This is a genomic window from Rhabdothermus arcticus (assembly GCF_055382915.1).
The window spans coordinates 1,202,937-1,219,043 of record NZ_AP043808.1; the positions used below are offsets into that span (position 1 = coordinate 1,202,937).

At 55.0% G+C, this 16,107-nt stretch carries 15 protein-coding genes; 1 reads left to right on the forward strand and 14 read right to left on the reverse strand.

Annotation, left to right across the window (positions count from 1 at the left end):
- Nucleotides 1–11 precede the first annotated feature (11 nt).
- Nucleotides 12–1,070 (forward strand): mannose-1-phosphate guanylyltransferase, encoded by a 1,059-nt coding sequence (locus ACZ48Y_RS06275; RefSeq protein ID WP_464739634.1) that lies wholly within the window; start codon nucleotides 12–14, stop codon nucleotides 1,068–1,070.
- 40 nt (nucleotides 1,071–1,110) lie between these two features.
- Here the strand turns inward: ACZ48Y_RS06275 and wbaP are convergent, their stop codons facing one another.
- The 14 genes from wbaP to ACZ48Y_RS06345 form a co-directional block, all read right to left on the reverse strand.
- Entirely contained in the window at nucleotides 1,111–2,544 is a 1,434-nt protein-coding gene (gene wbaP, locus ACZ48Y_RS06280) for an undecaprenyl-phosphate galactose phosphotransferase WbaP (protein WP_464739635.1), read from the reverse strand.
- A gap of 49 nt (nucleotides 2,545–2,593) precedes the next feature.
- Complete coding sequence (gene fcl, locus ACZ48Y_RS06285) at nucleotides 2,594–3,538, reverse strand: GDP-L-fucose synthase (protein WP_464739636.1); 945 nt, start codon at nucleotides 3,536–3,538, stop codon at nucleotides 2,594–2,596.
- Nucleotides 3,531–4,583, reverse strand: coding sequence for a GDP-mannose 4,6-dehydratase (gene gmd, locus ACZ48Y_RS06290; RefSeq protein ID WP_464739637.1), 1,053 nt, complete (start codon nucleotides 4,581–4,583; stop codon nucleotides 3,531–3,533). The genes fcl and gmd overlap by 8 nt, the downstream gene beginning before the upstream one ends.
- Complete coding sequence (locus ACZ48Y_RS06295; RefSeq protein ID WP_464739638.1) at nucleotides 4,562–5,848, reverse strand: WcaI family glycosyltransferase; 1,287 nt, start codon at nucleotides 5,846–5,848, stop codon at nucleotides 4,562–4,564. Before ACZ48Y_RS06295 ends, gmd begins: the two co-directional genes overlap by 22 nt.
- Before the next feature lie 9 nt (nucleotides 5,849–5,857).
- Complete coding sequence (locus tag ACZ48Y_RS06300) at nucleotides 5,858–7,027, reverse strand: glycosyltransferase family 4 protein (RefSeq protein WP_464739639.1); 1,170 nt, start codon at nucleotides 7,025–7,027, stop codon at nucleotides 5,858–5,860.
- The gene (locus ACZ48Y_RS06305) at nucleotides 7,024–8,451 is read right to left on the reverse strand and encodes an O-antigen polymerase (protein WP_464739640.1); all 1,428 of its coding nucleotides are present in this window, start codon (nucleotides 8,449–8,451) and stop codon (nucleotides 7,024–7,026) included. Before ACZ48Y_RS06305 ends, ACZ48Y_RS06300 begins: the two co-directional genes overlap by 4 nt.
- Nucleotides 8,452–8,467: 16 nt before the next feature.
- Nucleotides 8,468–9,817 carry an oligosaccharide flippase family protein gene (locus ACZ48Y_RS06310; RefSeq protein WP_464739641.1) on the reverse strand — a complete coding sequence of 450 codons (1,350 nt, stop codon included), beginning with the start codon at nucleotides 9,815–9,817 and terminating at the stop codon, nucleotides 8,468–8,470.
- On the reverse strand, nucleotides 9,814–10,431 hold the full coding sequence (locus ACZ48Y_RS06315; protein ID WP_464739642.1) for a hypothetical protein: 618 nt from the start codon (nucleotides 10,429–10,431) through the stop codon (nucleotides 9,814–9,816). The genes ACZ48Y_RS06310 and ACZ48Y_RS06315 overlap by 4 nt, the downstream gene beginning before the upstream one ends.
- Nucleotides 10,432–10,587: 156 nt before the next feature.
- Nucleotides 10,588–11,130, reverse strand: a complete 543-nt coding sequence (cysC, locus tag ACZ48Y_RS06320; RefSeq protein WP_464739643.1) for an adenylyl-sulfate kinase — start codon at nucleotides 11,128–11,130, stop codon at nucleotides 10,588–10,590.
- Nucleotides 11,127–12,326 carry a sulfate adenylyltransferase gene (gene sat, locus ACZ48Y_RS06325; RefSeq protein WP_464739644.1) on the reverse strand — a complete coding sequence of 400 codons (1,200 nt, stop codon included), beginning with the start codon at nucleotides 12,324–12,326 and terminating at the stop codon, nucleotides 11,127–11,129. Before sat ends, cysC begins: the two co-directional genes overlap by 4 nt.
- Nucleotide 12,327: 1 nt before the next feature.
- Nucleotides 12,328–12,678: a hypothetical protein gene (locus ACZ48Y_RS06330; RefSeq protein ID WP_464739645.1), complete on the reverse strand. Its 351-nt coding sequence runs from the start codon at nucleotides 12,676–12,678 to the stop codon at nucleotides 12,328–12,330.
- A 49-nt stretch (nucleotides 12,679–12,727) separates the two neighbouring features.
- The gene (locus tag ACZ48Y_RS06335) at nucleotides 12,728–14,047 is read right to left on the reverse strand and encodes an SLC13 family permease (protein ID WP_464739646.1); all 1,320 of its coding nucleotides are present in this window, start codon (nucleotides 14,045–14,047) and stop codon (nucleotides 12,728–12,730) included.
- 137 nt (nucleotides 14,048–14,184) lie between these two features.
- Entirely contained in the window at nucleotides 14,185–15,171 is a 987-nt protein-coding gene (galE, locus tag ACZ48Y_RS06340; protein ID WP_464739647.1) for a UDP-glucose 4-epimerase GalE, read from the reverse strand.
- Complete coding sequence (locus tag ACZ48Y_RS06345) at nucleotides 15,168–16,100, reverse strand: UDP-glucuronic acid decarboxylase family protein (RefSeq protein ID WP_464739648.1); 933 nt, start codon at nucleotides 16,098–16,100, stop codon at nucleotides 15,168–15,170. Before ACZ48Y_RS06345 ends, galE begins: the two co-directional genes overlap by 4 nt.
- Nucleotides 16,101–16,107: the final 7 nt, after the last annotated feature.

Below are 16,107 nucleotides of genomic sequence, written 5' to 3' on the forward strand. Positions count from 1 at the left end.
AAAGTGGTGCCATGCCGAAGTTCGTCCCCCTCATCCTGGCAGGCGGAAAGGGCGAGCGGTTCTGGCCGCTCTCCAGGAAGGACCGGCCCAAGCAGTTTCTGCGCCTCCTCCCGGGGGGCAAGAGCCTGATCCGGGCCACCGCCGAGCGCCTCGTTCCCCTGGCCGGGGGTTGGGAAACGCTCTACGTCTCCACCTCGCGCCCCCTCGCGGGCAAGATTCTGGAAGAACTCGCCGAGCTGCCCGCGGAAAACCTCATTCTGGAACCCGAGCCCAAGGACACCGCCCCGGCCGTGGCCTGGGCCACCCTGCGCGTCGCCGCCGCACACGGAAAGGACGCGGTCCTAGGCGTCTTCCCTGCCGACCACCACATCGCTCCGCCCGAAGCCTTGCGGCGAAGCGTCGAGGCCGCCGCCCGTTTCGCCGCCGCGCACGAGGCAATCCTCACCTTCGGTATCCGCCCCACCCATCCCGCCACCGGCTACGGCTACATTCAGCAAGGGGACAAGGTCGGGGAAGTGGACGATCTTCCGGTGTACCGGGTAGCGCGCTTTGCTGAAAAACCCAACCGAGCTACGGCCGAAGCCTACCTGAAAGACGGGGGCTACTCGTGGAACAGCGGCATCTTCGTCGTTCGGGCGGGGGTGATGCTCAAAGAGCTGAAGACGCACGCCCCGGAGGTGCTCGAGCCTTTAGAGGAGGAAGCCCTCCAGGCCTTTCCCAAGCTGCCGAAGATCAGCCTTGACTACGCGGTGATGGAGAAAACGAACAAGGCCTACGTCGTCCCCGCCCCCTTCACCTGGGACGACCTCGGGGACTGGACCGCGCTCGAACGCCTCCTCGGCGCCGAGGGGCAGAACGTGGAGCTCGCCAAGCACGTGGGCCTCGACACCAACGGGGCCATCATCTACGCCACCAGTAAGGACGAGGTGGTGGTGACCCTCGGCCTGGAAGACGTGGTCATCGTGCGCGACGGAAACATCACCCTGGTGGCCAAGAAGAGCCGCATCCAGGAGATCAAGGCCCTCCTCAAGCGGCTCAAGGAGGAAAAGGGCCTAGAAAGCCTAGCTTAAAGAAAAATACGCTTTTAACCACCAGTTATGATCTTCGGCATCAATACGCGCCTTTTCCGAAGAGCACCACCCAGGCCGTGCGAGCAAGAATGTAAAGGTCAAGCCAAACAGACCAGTTGCGGACGTAGTAGGCATCCATATCCAAGCGTTCCCTGAAAGTAACCTCACTCCGACCACTAACCTGCCAAAGACCAGTCACGCCAGGAGGTACTTTGAAAATGATTCCTTCGTACCCCTCCATTTGAGGCAACTGATTCAGAAGGTAGGCTCTCGGTCCCACCAAACTCATCTCCCCACGCAGCACATTCCACAGCTGCGGGAGTTCATCTAGGCTCAGCTTCCGGAGCCAGTACCCAACACGTGTTACGCGAGGATCGTGCTTGATCTTCCCGTGCAGCTCGAATTCTCGCTTGAGATTTTCAGGAAGTGCCTCAAATCGCTTCTCCGCGTCAATATACATTGTGCGGAACTTGTAAATGTTGAAAAGCCGCCCTCCCAACCCTGGTCGCTTCTGCACAAAGAGAACAGGTCCAGGGGAGTCTAGCTTAATAAGCAATGCGATAAAAGCAAGCAACGGTAACACCGCAACACCCACAACAAACGAGACCACAACATCAATCATCCGCTTAACTAAGCGCGGGCCTGGCAACAGCAGCCTCTGGCGCACCTCAAGCCCGAGCACTCCACCCAGGTCCTTCGCCGCAACCCAGAGGCTCGAAAACCCAAAGAGGTCGGGGATTAAAACAAGGTGAGGAACGACCCGACCATATTGCTCGATCACCTCAAGCAATCGGCCACGCGGAACCCCCGGCATGGCCACGATGGCGTGGCGCACGCCGAGCTCCTTGGCCAGCACCGGAGCAAGCTCCACGCCTCCCACCACGGGCACACCCTCTAAGGCCCCGTGCTTTTGGGGATCGTCATCAAGCACGGCTACCGGCTTTAAACCCAATCCCGGCTGTCGCTTGAGTGCCTGTACCACCATGCGCCCGGTTTTTCCTGCCCCGAGCACCACCACCGGGTAGCCCCACCATTTTCGATGCGCAAAAAGATGGCGAACAAAGGCACGGCCAAGAGGCACCAGCGCCACTGAAAGCGCCCATGCCGTGAAAAAAACTAAGCGAGAATAGGTAGCCTCCTCCCTGAACAAGAAGGATGCCGCACCAAGCACGAGGTAAACCAGCGTGGTGGCCAACGTCAACCGCCTGAGCTCCTCGGCCGGTGCCAGGCCCACACCCGGATACAGGCCTATCAAGGCGTACGCCAAAACAAAGAGCCCGACCACCGGCCAAAGCGAGGCGTAAAGAGAAGGATCCACCCCCCTGTCCAGCAGGTATCGGAGACCCACTGCAAGCGCCCCTGAAGCTAACATCGTTAATAGATCCGAAAGCAAAAGCGACAGAGTAATGAACCCAGGACGGGTTGAAACTGTCAACAACTTGATGCGGCTTTTTGTTCTCGAATTTACGGGCATGTCCAAACCATCGTAAAGCAGCTTGCTCCGGGAAGCAGGCGTTATTTAACTACTTTCGAACAACCTCCCCATTGTGCTTCAGATACCACTGGTAAGTTCGCTCAAGTCCCTCCCGCAGCGGAATCCTGGCTCGCCAGCCCAGGGCGTGCAGGTGCGAAACGTCGAGGAGTTTTCGGGGCGTGCCGTCGGGCTTCGTCGTGTCAAAAATGATCTCGCCCGCGTAGCCCACCACGTCCTGGATTAACTCCGCCAGCTCGCGAATGCTCACGTCCTCGCCCACGCCTACGTTGATGATCTCCTCACCGTCGTAGTTTTGCATCAAGAAAAGTGCGGCGTCAGCGAGGTCGTCCACATGCAAAAACTCCCGGCGGGGCTCGCCCGTGCCCCAGACCACTACGTGGGACTTCCCCTGGACTTTAGCCTCGTGAAACTTGCGTATGAGCGCGGGGATCACGTGTGAGGTTTCCAAATCGAAGTTATCGCCAGGGCCATAGAGGTTCGTGGGCATCAAGCTGATAGCGTTAAAGCCGTATTGGCGGCGGTAAGCCTGGGCCATCTTGATTCCGGCGATCTTCGCCACCGCGTACCACTCGTTGGTCGGCTCCAAGGGGCCCGTAAGAAGATACTCCTCCTTCATGGGCTGGGGGGCGAGCTTGGGGTAGATGCACGACGAGCCCAGGAAAAGAAGCTTCTTGACCCCGCTCCGGTACGCCGCGTCGATGACGTTGGTCTGGATCTGTAGGTTGTCGCGAATGAAGTCCGCTGGGTAGGTGCTGTTCGCCAGGATGCCCCCCACCTTGGCCGCCGCAAGGAAGACGTACTCGGGACGTTCCTTCTCGAAAAAGCGGTTCACCGCTGCCTGGTCCCTGAGGTCCAGCTCGGCCCGGGTGCGGGTGACCAGGTTGGTGAAGCCCTCAACCTGGAGTTTGCGCAGGATGGCCGAGCCCACCAGGCCCCGGTGCCCGGCCACGAAGATCTTGCTTTCCTTATTCATTCGCGATCCCCCTGAGCGCAACTACGTGGCCCGCGTCTTTGAGCGTCCTCTCCTGCCGAGCAAGCTCCAGATCGTGCTCCACCATCATCTTGACCAGCTCTTTGAAGGACACTTTCGGCTTCCAGCCAAGTTTTTCTCTGGCCTTGCTGGGATCGCCCAAAAGGTAGTCCACTTCCGCCGGACGGAAGTAGCGGGGATCAATTTCAACGTAGTCCTGCCAGTCGAGCCCCAAGAGGCCAAAGGCCGCTTCCAGGAACTCGCGAACCGAGTAAGACTCCCCGGTGGCCACCACGTAGTCATCGGGCTCTGGCTGCTGGAGCATCAGCCACATGGCCTCTACGTAGTCCCCTGCGTAGCCCCAATCCCTTTTGGCTTCCAGGTTCCCCAGGTAGAGCTTTTTCTGAAGGCCAAGCTTGATGCGTCCCGCTGCGCGCGTAATTTTTCGGGTAACAAAGGTCTCACCCCGCCGGGGCGATTCGTGGTTAAAGAGGATCCCGTTGGCGATGAACATCCCGTAGGCCTCGCGGTAGTTCACCGCGTACCAGTAGGCCGCCACCTTGGCCACCGCGTAGGGGCTTCGGGGATGAAAGGGCGTCATTTCGCTTTGCGGCGGCGGCGCGGCCCCGAACATCTCGGAAGAGCCCGCCTGGTAAAAGCGGACCTCGCGTCCGGAAACCTGCATGTAGTCCCTTAACGCTTCCAAAAGCCGGAGGGTACCGGTCGCCACCACGTCGGCGGTGTACTCAGGCTGCTCGAAGGAAACCTTGACGTGCGACTGGGCCGCCAGGTTGTAGATCTCGTCGGGCTGGACCTTTTCAAGAATCCGCCTGAGTCCGGTGCCGTCGGTGAGATCGCCGTAGTGGAGGAACAAACGCGCTTCAGGATCATGCGGGTCTTTATAAAGATGATCGATGCGATCCGTGTTAAACGTCGAGGCCCGGCGGATGATGCCGTGCACCTCGTAACCTTTATTGAGCAAAAACTCCGCCAGATAAGAGCCGTCCTGCCCTGTAACCCCGGTAATCAGCGCCCTCTTGTTCTCCATGACCGGCCTCCACTTTCCTCTTCAACCAACCGTATCAGTTTCTCTTCAAAGTCGCTTAGTATTTTGTCCTTGTCCAAGTAACGCTCGGCATACTTACGGGCATTTCGCCCCATTTCATTCCTCAAATCAGCATCCCCACTTAGGCGGATTATTGCCTTCACAAAAGCATCCACATCACCAGGGGGTGTCACAAGTCCTGCATTGTGCTCGGTAAGCACTTGGTGAAGTGCAGTACCCGCGTCCGCTGTGGCAACAGATGGACGACCAGCAGCCAGAATGTTGGTAAGCTTGGAGGGCATAACCAGGTCCGCTGCCTCACGGCGTTGCACAACAAGTTGAATGTCGGCTGCAGCGAGCATCTCTGGCAACCGCTCTAAAGGTTGTACTGGGAGGAACTGTACGTTTGAAAGCCGAAGCTCTTTAGCCAAGCGCTCGAGCCGTAAACGCGCCGCACCAGCGCCAATCAGAGCGAACTTTATTTGCTCCTCGCTCCTAAGACGGTTCGCAGCGTGTAGGACTAGTTCGAGCCCTTGCTTTTCCCCCATGTTTCCCGCATACATCACCAGCACTTGGTAGTCTTCCACACCCATCTCACGGCGAAAGTTATTGTTGTGCTGCAATGGACGGACGAAAGAAATATCTGACCAGTTAGGAAACAACCAGGTGCGTTCTTCGGGTACACCCTTTTGCACAATCCTGCGGCGCATCGCTTCACTAATCGTTGAAACACGAGTTGCTTGACGCAATAGGAAGGTTTCCACACGATATAGAAAGCTAGAAAACCTCCCTTGCAAAATACCCAATCGTACTGCCGCATCTACCTGCAAATCTTGTATATGGAAAACCCAGGGCACACGCCGTAATCTCTTGTAAACAAGTGGAAAGAAGCCAAGTTGCATAGGAGGGCTTACTGCCACGACTACATCATATTTTTCTTTTACATTACCAAACAAACGAGGTATCCAATATCGCAGCGACGAAAGAGAAAATGAACTTTCAAGCAAAATTCTTCTCTTAGCGTCCACCCGATCTGGCAAGGGTACGTAATGCCAAGCGCGCATCGTCCTAATTCCATTAAGATTCTCTAAGTGGAATCGAACTGACCGATACCTGGGATCCACCCTCCACGCAGGGTAGTGAGGCAATCCTGTGATGACATCCACGTGGTGCCCTCTTGCCACAAGCCACTCAGCAAGCTCACTATTATACTTTCCAGTTCCTGTGGGTTCAGGCGCAAAGTTAATGCCATATATAAGAATCCGCATATGTCTACCTTATCCTCGCAAAGCTAACGCTCGCTCGTAAATCTCCAGCAGAATCTCATAGTTCCGCTCCGCAGTGTACTTCGCCTCGTACTGCGCCCGAGCCTCCTTCCGCATTTCGGCAAGCTCCTCGGGGTAGGAAAGCAACCACTCCACCTTGTCCGCCAGATCCTCCGGATCACCAGGTCGAAAGTGGAGGCCGGTGCGGCCATGGTCGACCAGCGAGGCCATCGCTCCCAGGTTGCTCGCAATTACGGGCAGCCCTGTGGAATAGGCCTCAGCAATGGTCATGGGGAAACCTTCATACCACTCCGAGGGAAATACAAGAAAAGCTGCCTGCTTCATAAGGGCCAGTACTTGGTCGCGTGACCTCCTTCCCAAATACTCCACGCTCTCCAATCTACGTGCAAGCTCGGCCACTTCGGAGCTCAAGGGACCATCCCCCACCACCTTAAGCGGTACACGCGCTCCAAACCCCTCCCAGGCAGTAAGGAGTGTCCTCACCCCCTTTTCCGGCGAGAGCCGCCCCACAAAGAGAGCGTACCCTCCCTCTCCGTCACCCACCCCCGGATCCGGATAGACGAAATTGGGCTTCACTACAATCTTCTCAGCCGGGAGCCCCCCCTCGATAAACTTCTGCCGCGCGAATTCGGTGAGAGCAATGTATACACTCACCATGCGCGTCCACGTTCCAAGCACTCGATGCACAGTGAGCATAGTAGCAGCCACTCCCGTGGCCGCCCGACTTCCCCGGTAGCAGGCACCCACCACGCCTGGCCATGGAACAAACTTCTTCAAGCAGTCTTCGCATACACGTCCGTCACGGAAGAATAAGGCATTAGGGCACAAAAGGCGGTAGTTATGCAGTGTCTGTACAACAGGAAGCCTCTCAGCACTAGCTGCATAGTAAATGGAGGGAGATATAAGGGGAAAAGTGTTATGGACATGTATGAGATCTGGCTTGATTTTTCGTAGTTTAGACCCCACTTCACTATATATGGCATGATTGAATATCGACGTTACAGCTAATTTAAAAGAGCCAAGAGACTCTACAGCTTCATTGTGAGCGGTATACACGTTGACTGTGTTACCTCTTGCGATCAGCAACTGTTTCTCTGTATGGAACACCGTGTCTTCCCCACCAGGCATCTTGTAATAGTTGTGAACGAGTAATAGGTTCATTTCTTAACGTCCCTTGCCTGGTTCAGATGTTCAACTCTGTAAGAGCTCATGGAAGTGATTTGATCCCGTGCTGGCAACTGCTTGGCGGCAGAAACAACAAGACCAAGTAGTAGGAGTTGAGCAAATGGCAGCGCAAACAAGGTAATGAAATAATGCCCTTCGCCAAACAATCCGGTTCTTACCAATCTTGTTATACTTGAAGCTAGAATAATATACGCAAAAACAAATATTACGTTCACCCTTTTGATTTGGGTAGTCTGCACGAATACATCTATCCAAGCGAGGATAGTTCCCAAAATAATTGCGGCCACAAACATTCCCGCCCTTCCCCAGTTTGCATACAATTCGCCCAAAAGCGTTGATGTAACTACTATGCCATTTCTTGCCAAATTCGGATACAAATCGTATGTAATTGTCATCTGCCCTAGGACGCCAGGTTTAGTGTTCCATACTACCCTTGGAATAAGAAAGGGGACTAAGTCCAAGATTGTTTTTCCGTTGTACGAGTTGTTATCTAAGTAGTACCAATATGCACTAACATATCCATCATATGGGTTAAGGTCGCGTGAAACCCTATCCAACAAACTATAACTTTCTAGAAAGCTGCCAGCACCAGATATGTTTTGTCTATAGATAGCGTAACTCAAGGTAAATAAGGCAACCATCAGTCCCCCGTAAACGATTACGCGTATGTCGAACCGGTTTCTAAGTTGGAGGATTGTCATACCGCCAATAGCGAGGGCTATTATTCCTTCACGATAACCCATTAACATTTGGATCAACGAGGCGCTCAGCACATATACGATTAAAGTAGCAATGTTGCGTCGCGTTAAACATCTTTTCGTTGCATACGCTATCATAACAAGCAGTGTAGTTCCTGTAATTGACAAAGGTAATAGTGTAAAAAATCCTTCCTGCGCAAAGACCCACCCCTTATTAGCCACGGGGAGATAACCATACTTGGAATATAGGTTAACAATTATTAAAGAGTTAACAAGGGCCAAGAAAATATTTTGAGCCTTCACCCAAGCAATAACGGTATCAAATCTTAGAATGGAATCCTGCAGCAACCCATCTGTCTGTTTCGAATCAATATGTCTTTCTCTCCTATACACCAAACCAACAAAAGTGAGGGTCGCAATAGTATACACTACGATAAACCCCAGCAACCACACTACAGCGACCAGCGTTGGCTCTAGTAAAAGAGCCGGCAAATTTGAATTATTGATATACATCGCCAGCGGGCTTAGAAAGGTGAAATCAGAATTCCATTTTCTGTAGGAATAGTAGATTGGTTTTAAAAAAAGAAAAATCGCGAAAAACACTAAGAACAGAACTCCCATTGATACCCATCTGCGATTAACAAAAACAAATATCCAAAGGCCCACCAAAGTGAACAGAAGGCCTCCTAGCGCCACTAACATTAAAAGGGTATACTCGTTAACGTTCGCCATTTTTGCACCTCAATAGCAAAGCTATCAGTGCACTTACGACCAAAGATCGGCGACACAACGCCATTGTTAGTATAATATTTTGAACGAACAACGCTATGCCAGCAACTGTTGCTACCCAATAATAACCAAAGTATCTAGCTCCAACGTAGCCCACGGTGGCTTGAAACAATAGCCCTACCATGGTAGCACCAAAAAGTGCCCTATCTTGTTTAAGAACGGTTAAGATAACTACTGCTGGTCCAAATGCCACATTAACCAGCTGACCGATAGTTAAAATAACAAGAATAAACTTGCCACTTTTGTATTCAGGCCCAAAAAGCAACGACAAAATCTCTCCTCCTAACAAGGTGAATATGGCAAGCAATGCACTAACAAGAAAAACGCTTATAGCTACCAAAGGTTTTACACCCGCTTCAACTTTGCGAAGAGCTATCTCCGCGCCCCCCCCATTTTCCCTGGTGGTTAAAACTTTCACCAACTTGCCCGGTAAAGCCAAATTCATGACAGCTATCGGGACATAGGCTAACGCTGCTAGTCTCAACGCCGAACTATATACACCGGTAGCACTAGGCCCTGCAACGAGCCAAACCAAAATAATATCCAGCTGTCGGCGTAACGTGCTAGCAAAATTTGCACCAGTCAGAAGAACTCCCCTTTTAATGAGAGCAATAAGCTCACCCAAAGCAACATGCAACTTCATCGGGGAACCATCCAGCCGCAGGACGAGCACTGCTAGCGCACCTAAGGAAACAAGAGCAACCACAGAGGTTGCTAGTGCCATCAAGGCCACCACTTCCGCTAGCAACGCAGCCTTCGGCACGCCTATCGGCTTGCTGGTGACCAAAGAAGCAACTAAAGTAAATGCGCCATAAATCAACAAGCCGCCTCTTTGCGGGGAACCGATCAAGGAACTTAAGTCAACTCTGTCAAGAACCCTCATCACTTCAATGTTGTATTTCAATACAATCGAGCTAGTTACCCACAACGCCACCCACATGCTAAGATCTTCAGCGGAGGGCACCAATACTGGAACCAAGGAAACAGAGAAACTAGCTCCCAAAAATGCGGCAATTAAAGAGCCTACTAGCCCAGTAACAGAGATTTTGCCGATTTTACTTTGTTGGCTTGCAATTTCCCTTACCTCCGCGTAAATCGCTTGGTCTAATCCAAGGGAAAAAATAACTGAAAATATAAAAACTAGCGTGTACAATACTGAAAAGGCACCATAATGTTCTGCCCCAAGTGCCCTTCCCACGAGAACATGCGTCAGGGCACCTCCAAGCACTAGAGATCCCTGCGCAAGAAACGCAAAGAAAAGTGCTTGGTTTAGCCTCATGTGCCCTCTAGTTCCACAAGCTTTTGGTAAATTAATTCAGACTCCCTTACCAAGGCCCTCAAGCGATTCTCTGACTCTATACGCCTCTTCCATATTTCTTTTTGCTCTCTCCGCTCATATTTAGGAATAGCCGCGCCCTTAACCAAGGTTCCAACTTGAGCCTCGCGCTCCTCTATCAGCGCGAAAACCTTCCTTATAAAGGTCTCGCTGGCTACTGGTACTCCAAATTCGGTTTTATATTTAAGGTTGACAGCTCGCACCACACTAGCAAAGTCCTTTACAACGAGCTCGAACGGAGCCAAAACAGTATGCTTGGCAGCCTTCTTCACGGTTTTATAAAAGCGTATGTAACTTGCGAAACCTTGCTCAGGCGACAAGTGGCTTTCCCTTATTACAAGGGAGATAACGGCATCCATCGGCTCTCTAATAAGGAGAATCACAGGTATACCCCATTCCGTTGCCAAAAGAACCTGGGCTGCCGCGTGTGTATGATGGGCAACATTCACCGGTTTTTGTTGAGCGAGTATAAAGGATGCTGTGGCAAACGTGTTGGCAGATCGGGGAAACCCCTCGACTACGATATCCGAATCCGGAGAAACTAGCTTCGGGGACAAGACATGTAGCTTCCTTCTGTCCTTGATATCACCACGCCAAGCCAGTCTAAAAAGAGGTAAGAAAAGCCTTGGGTTAGCTGACACTCGATTGCTAACTTCATATCGAAAAGATTTGTAGCGCATTCCCAGATTCAGCCCAGCCATTCTGACATCTCACTAGTTAGTTATTATATATCCTCGCATCGAAAGCTCGGCTAAGATGCGTGCTACACAGTCCGGCACACCCTCCAAATCTGTGCGGCACTCAACCTCCGGGTTAAGCGGCGCCTCATAAGGGTCATCGATCCCGGTGAAGTTCTTGATCTCCCCCGCCCGCGCCTTTTTGTAAAGGCCCTTCACGTCGCGCTGTTCACAAACTTCAAGGGGCGCGTTCACGTAGACCTCGATGAAGTCGCCAATCTTTTTCCGTACTTCTTCCCGAGTCGTGCGGTAAGGGGAAATGGCCGAAACCAGCACGATGACCCCATTGCGGGTAAGCAGGTGGGCCACGAAACCTATTCGGCGGATATTCTCATCGCGGTCTTCCTTGCTAAAGCCAAGGCCTTTGGTGAGGTACTGGCGCACCACGTCGCCGTCGAGGATCTCCACGGGGTAGCCGCGCTTTTTGAGCTCGTCGTAGACCGCGCGGGCGAGCGTGGTCTTGCCCGCGCCGGAAAGACCGGTAAACCAAACAGTGACGCCTTTTTGGTTCGCGCTCATTGGCGCTTTCCTCCGTTGATTCTTTGATAGGCCTCGATCAAGATCCGCGCCACCTCGGGACGGGTGAACTCTGGTGGCGGCATCTCTCCCCGCCTGAGCATTGCACGCACCTTGGTACCGGAGAGATGCACCCGGTGCTCGCCGTCGTGGGGGCAGGTCTTGCTCGTGGTCATCTGGCCGCAGGCGCGGCAGTAAAAGGCGTGCTCGAACTTGAGAGGCGTGATGCCGAGCTCTCCAGGGGGAAACTCATCAAAAAGCTTCTGGGCATCGTAGGTACCATAGTAATCCCCCACACCCGCGTGGTCACGTCCCACGATGAAGTGGGTGGCGCCGTAGTTTTTACGAGCGATGGCGTGGAGAATCGCCTCGCGGGGCCCAGCGTAGCGCATTGCCGCCGGGAAGACCCCGAGCAGCACCCGGTTTTTCGGGTAGTACTTCTCGAGGATCACTTCATAGGTGTGCACCCGCACCTCGGCGGGCACGTCGTCGGCCTTGGTAGCGCCGACCAAGGGGTTCACGAAGAGTCCGTCCACCATCTCGAGGGCCACCTTTTGCAGATACTCGTGGGCCCGGTGGATGGGGTTGCGGGTCTGGAAAGCGACCACCGTCTTCCAGCCCCGGCGGGCGAACTCGGCCCGGGTCTCGGCCGGGGTCAGGCGGTAGGCGTGGAACCTCTCATGGGGGATGGGGTTGACGAGCCAAAGCGGCCCTCCCAGGTAGACAGGCCCGCTTTGGTACAACGCAGCGACGCCAGGATGCGAGGGGTCATCGGTGCCGTAGACCCGCCTGGCCTCCTCTCCTTTATCCGGGCGGTAGATGCTGGAAACATGCATCACCGCCAGCGCTTTGCCCCGCCAAGTCAGGGCGACCTTTTCGTCGATGGAAAGTCCTTCGGCCACTTCGTCGGCCACTGGCAAAGGGATGGGGATCGTCCAGGGCAGGCCGCTTGAAAGGCGCATTTCCCGAACCACTGAATAATAATCGGCCGCTTCCATGAAACCTTCAAGCGGGGAGTACACCCCGGTGGCGATGCACTCGAGGTCCGCAAGACTGCGCTCGCTAAGCTCAACTTGCTTTAGATGCCGGGCTTTTTCCAGCAACGCCTGGCGCATTCCCTGATCAGCAACACGATTGACAAGCCGGCCACCGTGCGGCGGAACCAGATATCGGTTTTCCTGAAGCGCTTCCTCAATCACGCTACCCCTCCATGCCCGCATAACGGTCCCCTAAAAACCCATCGTGGACAACCTTACTACAGCCCTTTTGTTTTAGGAAGCGCAAAAGACCCTTTGACGCTCCTTCATAGAGCAGGGGTTCCACCGGGCGATGCCTTCCTTCAGAAAGACGCACTGCCTCGGCCAAGACCTCCCTCGCCAGCAAACGATACCCCGCAAGCATCGAGGATTCCAGCGACGCCACCGATCCCGGCCCTAACCAGCCTTTTTCGCCCAAGTCTTCAACCAGCCTCCCGAGCTCGTCGGTGGCAATGACAAAAATGATCGCAAGGGGCGAGTTCGCTTGCTTTGCAAGATCGATCGCCCGCTGCAAGGTGGTCTCGTATGCGTAGGGCTCGGAGATAAGCGCACACACCATTGAACTAGCCTCCAAAACCGATGAGCGGCCAATACAGGAAACCGATAACGACAAGGAGTAAAAATCCAAGCACTTTGAGATACAATCCGTTGCGGAACGCATCTAAGGGACGCACGTAACCGCTCCCCACAACCAGCGCGATCACCGGTGTGCTGACGGGAAGCAAAAACGCCAATCCGGCGGAAATAGCCACGCCCAGCGTCACGACCTCGGGGCTAAGCGCATGCGTTTTGGCAAGCGCGAGCGCAACCGGCATGATGACTGCCACGGCCGCGGCGTTGCTCATCGCCTCAGTTAGCAACAAGGCCAGCACCATGACCCCGATCAAGACCCCGCCGGCAGTTTGAACGCGACCGAAAAGCCATTCCGCCATAAAGGCCGCGGCCCCAGTAGCTTCCAGCGCCGAAGCCAGGGCGATCGCGCTCCCGTACATGAGAAAAACGCCCCAGTTGACGTCTTCCTCCACCTCCTTCCATTCGGTGATGCCGAGGATAAAGGCCAGCACGACCCCTAATAACGCCACCGAACCCAAACCCCAGTGATCCCCCCAAAAAGTCCACAGGGCTGTGATCAGCAGCATCAACAGTAACGTTTTTTGTTCGCGCTTAGAAAACACTCCCAGGGCCTCGACTTTGTGTTCGAGGTAGTGTGAAAGTGAAGTTGCAGTGTTCGCCGTGGGCAATATGCGCCAAAGCAGAAAAAGGGCTGCTACCAAAAGCGAAAGCACCATAGGCAATGATGCCGTCATCCATGGCAAGAAACCTATCTTTTCGCCCGTCGCAGCTTCCAAAACGCCCAGTGCGAGGGGCGCTCTAGCACCTCCTAAAAGGGTGGCCGTGCCCCCAATGATCGCCCCCCAGGCCAAAGCCAGGAAGAGCACTGTCCCCAAGCGCTCTCCGGGGCGGGTTCGCGTGGCATTCACGAGTTCCATCACCAAGGGGAAAAGCATGGCCACCACAGCGTGCTCGCTGATAAAAAAGGACATCAAGGCAGGGGTGATGAGAAGTGCGGTGACCAGCCTCCGCGGTTCTTCACCGAAACTTCGCACCGCAAGCAGCGCCAAGCGGGTGCTCAATCCAGAGCGCATGACCGGGCTGGCCAGGATTAAAGCTCCTAAGATGAAGAAAACTGCGTCGCTTCCAAAATACGCGTAGACCTTCCCGGACGGCAGGGCCCCGCTCATGGGCAGCAAAAAAAGCACCAAAACGCCAACGACCGCCAAGGGCAGGCTGTTCGTGCCCCACAAAAACCCGGCGGTCGCAAAAACGGCGAGTGCCCCACTCGCTTCTTGGGATAACCCTACAATCGGGCAAAACCGTACCAAAATATATAGGATAGCAGCTGAAAGATACCATAGCCAGCGGCGCGAAGGCATCCTCGACCAGAGCCACAACTTACGCAAGAAAAGCAAAGAAGAGAGCCGCCCCACCATTTACTCGCACAACCGTTCACCAACCGTGCCTAGCCGCCATTTTTAAATTCATGAAATACATGCCATCGCCAAGCAGTTTCCACGATGTCATCAAGTTCCCCGTACTCGGGCTGCCAACCTAGCTCTGCCCTCGCCTTCGTCACCTCCGCCACCAACGCCGGCGGGTCCCCAGGGCGCCGAGGACCTTCCCGCACTGGCACCCTACGCCCACTCACCCGCTCAACCGCAGCGATTACTTCCCGCACCGAATGCCCCCGCCCAGTGCCCAGGTTGAGCGCCATGCTCCCTCCACCCTCCAAAAGATAGCGGAGCGCGAGTACGTGCGCTTCAGCAAGGTCCGTTACATGGATATAGTCCCGAACCGCAGTACCATCAGGGGTCGGGTAATCGGTACCGTAAATCTCAATGTAGGGGCGCTTTCCTAACGCTGCCTGAATCACTAAGGGAATCAAATGGGTCTCAGGGTCGTGAACCTCGCCCAGTTCCCCCTCTGGATCCGCCCCCGCAGCGTTGAAGTAGCGCGGCGCTACCCAGCGAAAACCGTAAACTTCCCCATACCAATGGAGCACACGCTCCACAAAAAGCTTGGATTCACCGTAAGGGTTAACCGGGCGCTGGGGATGATCTTCTGGAATAGGCACGCGCTCAGGAATACCGTAGGTCGCGCAGGAAGAAGAAAAAACGATGTGCTTCACCCCCACGTCCTGCATGGCTTCAAGCAGGTTCAGCGTGTTCGCCACGTTGTTGCGGAAGTACTTCCGGGGGTTTTGTATGGACTCGCCCACGTAAGCGTTGGCAGCAAAGTGGATGACCGCTTCCACCCGGTAGGCGCGAAGCGCTTCTTCAATGGCCGTCTTGTCCGCCAAATCTGCCTCGACGAGCGGCCCCCATTTCACTGCCCAGCGGTGGCCGGTACTCAAGTTGTCAAAGACCACCGGCTCAAACCCTGCCCGGGCCAAAGCTTTGGCGGTGTGGCTTCCGATATAGCCGGCCCCCCCGGTGACGAGTACTCTCACCGAACCACCTCCCGAAAGTGGGCTACGGTCTTGGAGAGCCCTTCGCGCACCGGGATCCGGGGTTCCCAACCCAAAAGGCGTTTGGCCAAGGATATATCGGGCCGACGCTGCTTGGGGTCGTCCTGGGGCAGGGGCTGGAAGACGATCTCCGAGGGGCTTCCGGTGAGCTCCTTGACGAGGCGGGCAAGCTCCAGCACCGTGTACTCCTCCGGGTTCCCCAGGTTCACCGGACCCGCGTAGTCCACCGCCATAAGCCTCACGATACCCTCGATCAGGTCGTCGACATAGCAGAAGCTCCGGGTTTGGGAACCGTCGCCGTATACGGTAAGCGGCGCGCCACGGAGGGCCTGGGTGATGAAGTTCGTCACCACCCGCCCATCGTCGGGGTCCATGCGGGGGCCGTAGGTGTTGAAGATGCGCACGATGCGAATGGGGAGACCGTGGTGCGTGTGATAGGCTGTGGCCATCGCCTCGGCGTAGCGCTTTCCCTCATCGTAGACCGCGCGGGGCCCCACAGGGTTGACATTGCCCCAGTACGTCTCGGGCTGCGGGTGCACCAGGGGATCGCCGTAGACCTCGCTGGTCGAGGCCAGAAAGAAGGCGGCACCTTTTGCGCGTGCGAGCTCCAAGAGGTGGTGGGTGCCCTCCGCGTTGACCCGCAACGTCTTGATCGGCTCCGCCAAGTACTTGGGCGGGGAGGCCGGGCTCGCAAAGTGCATGACCCAATCCAGGGGGCCCTCGATCTCGAGGGCCTTGGTTACGTCGTGCTCGATGAAGTGAAAACGGGGATGCCCCTCCAGGTGAAGTAGGTTTTCAGGGCGGCCGGTGATCATCGAGTCCACCCCGATCACCTCGTGGCCCTCGTCGAGCAACCGGTCGGTGAGATGACTCCCGATAAAGCCTGCCGCGCCGGTCAGCAAAATACGCAACGCAAGC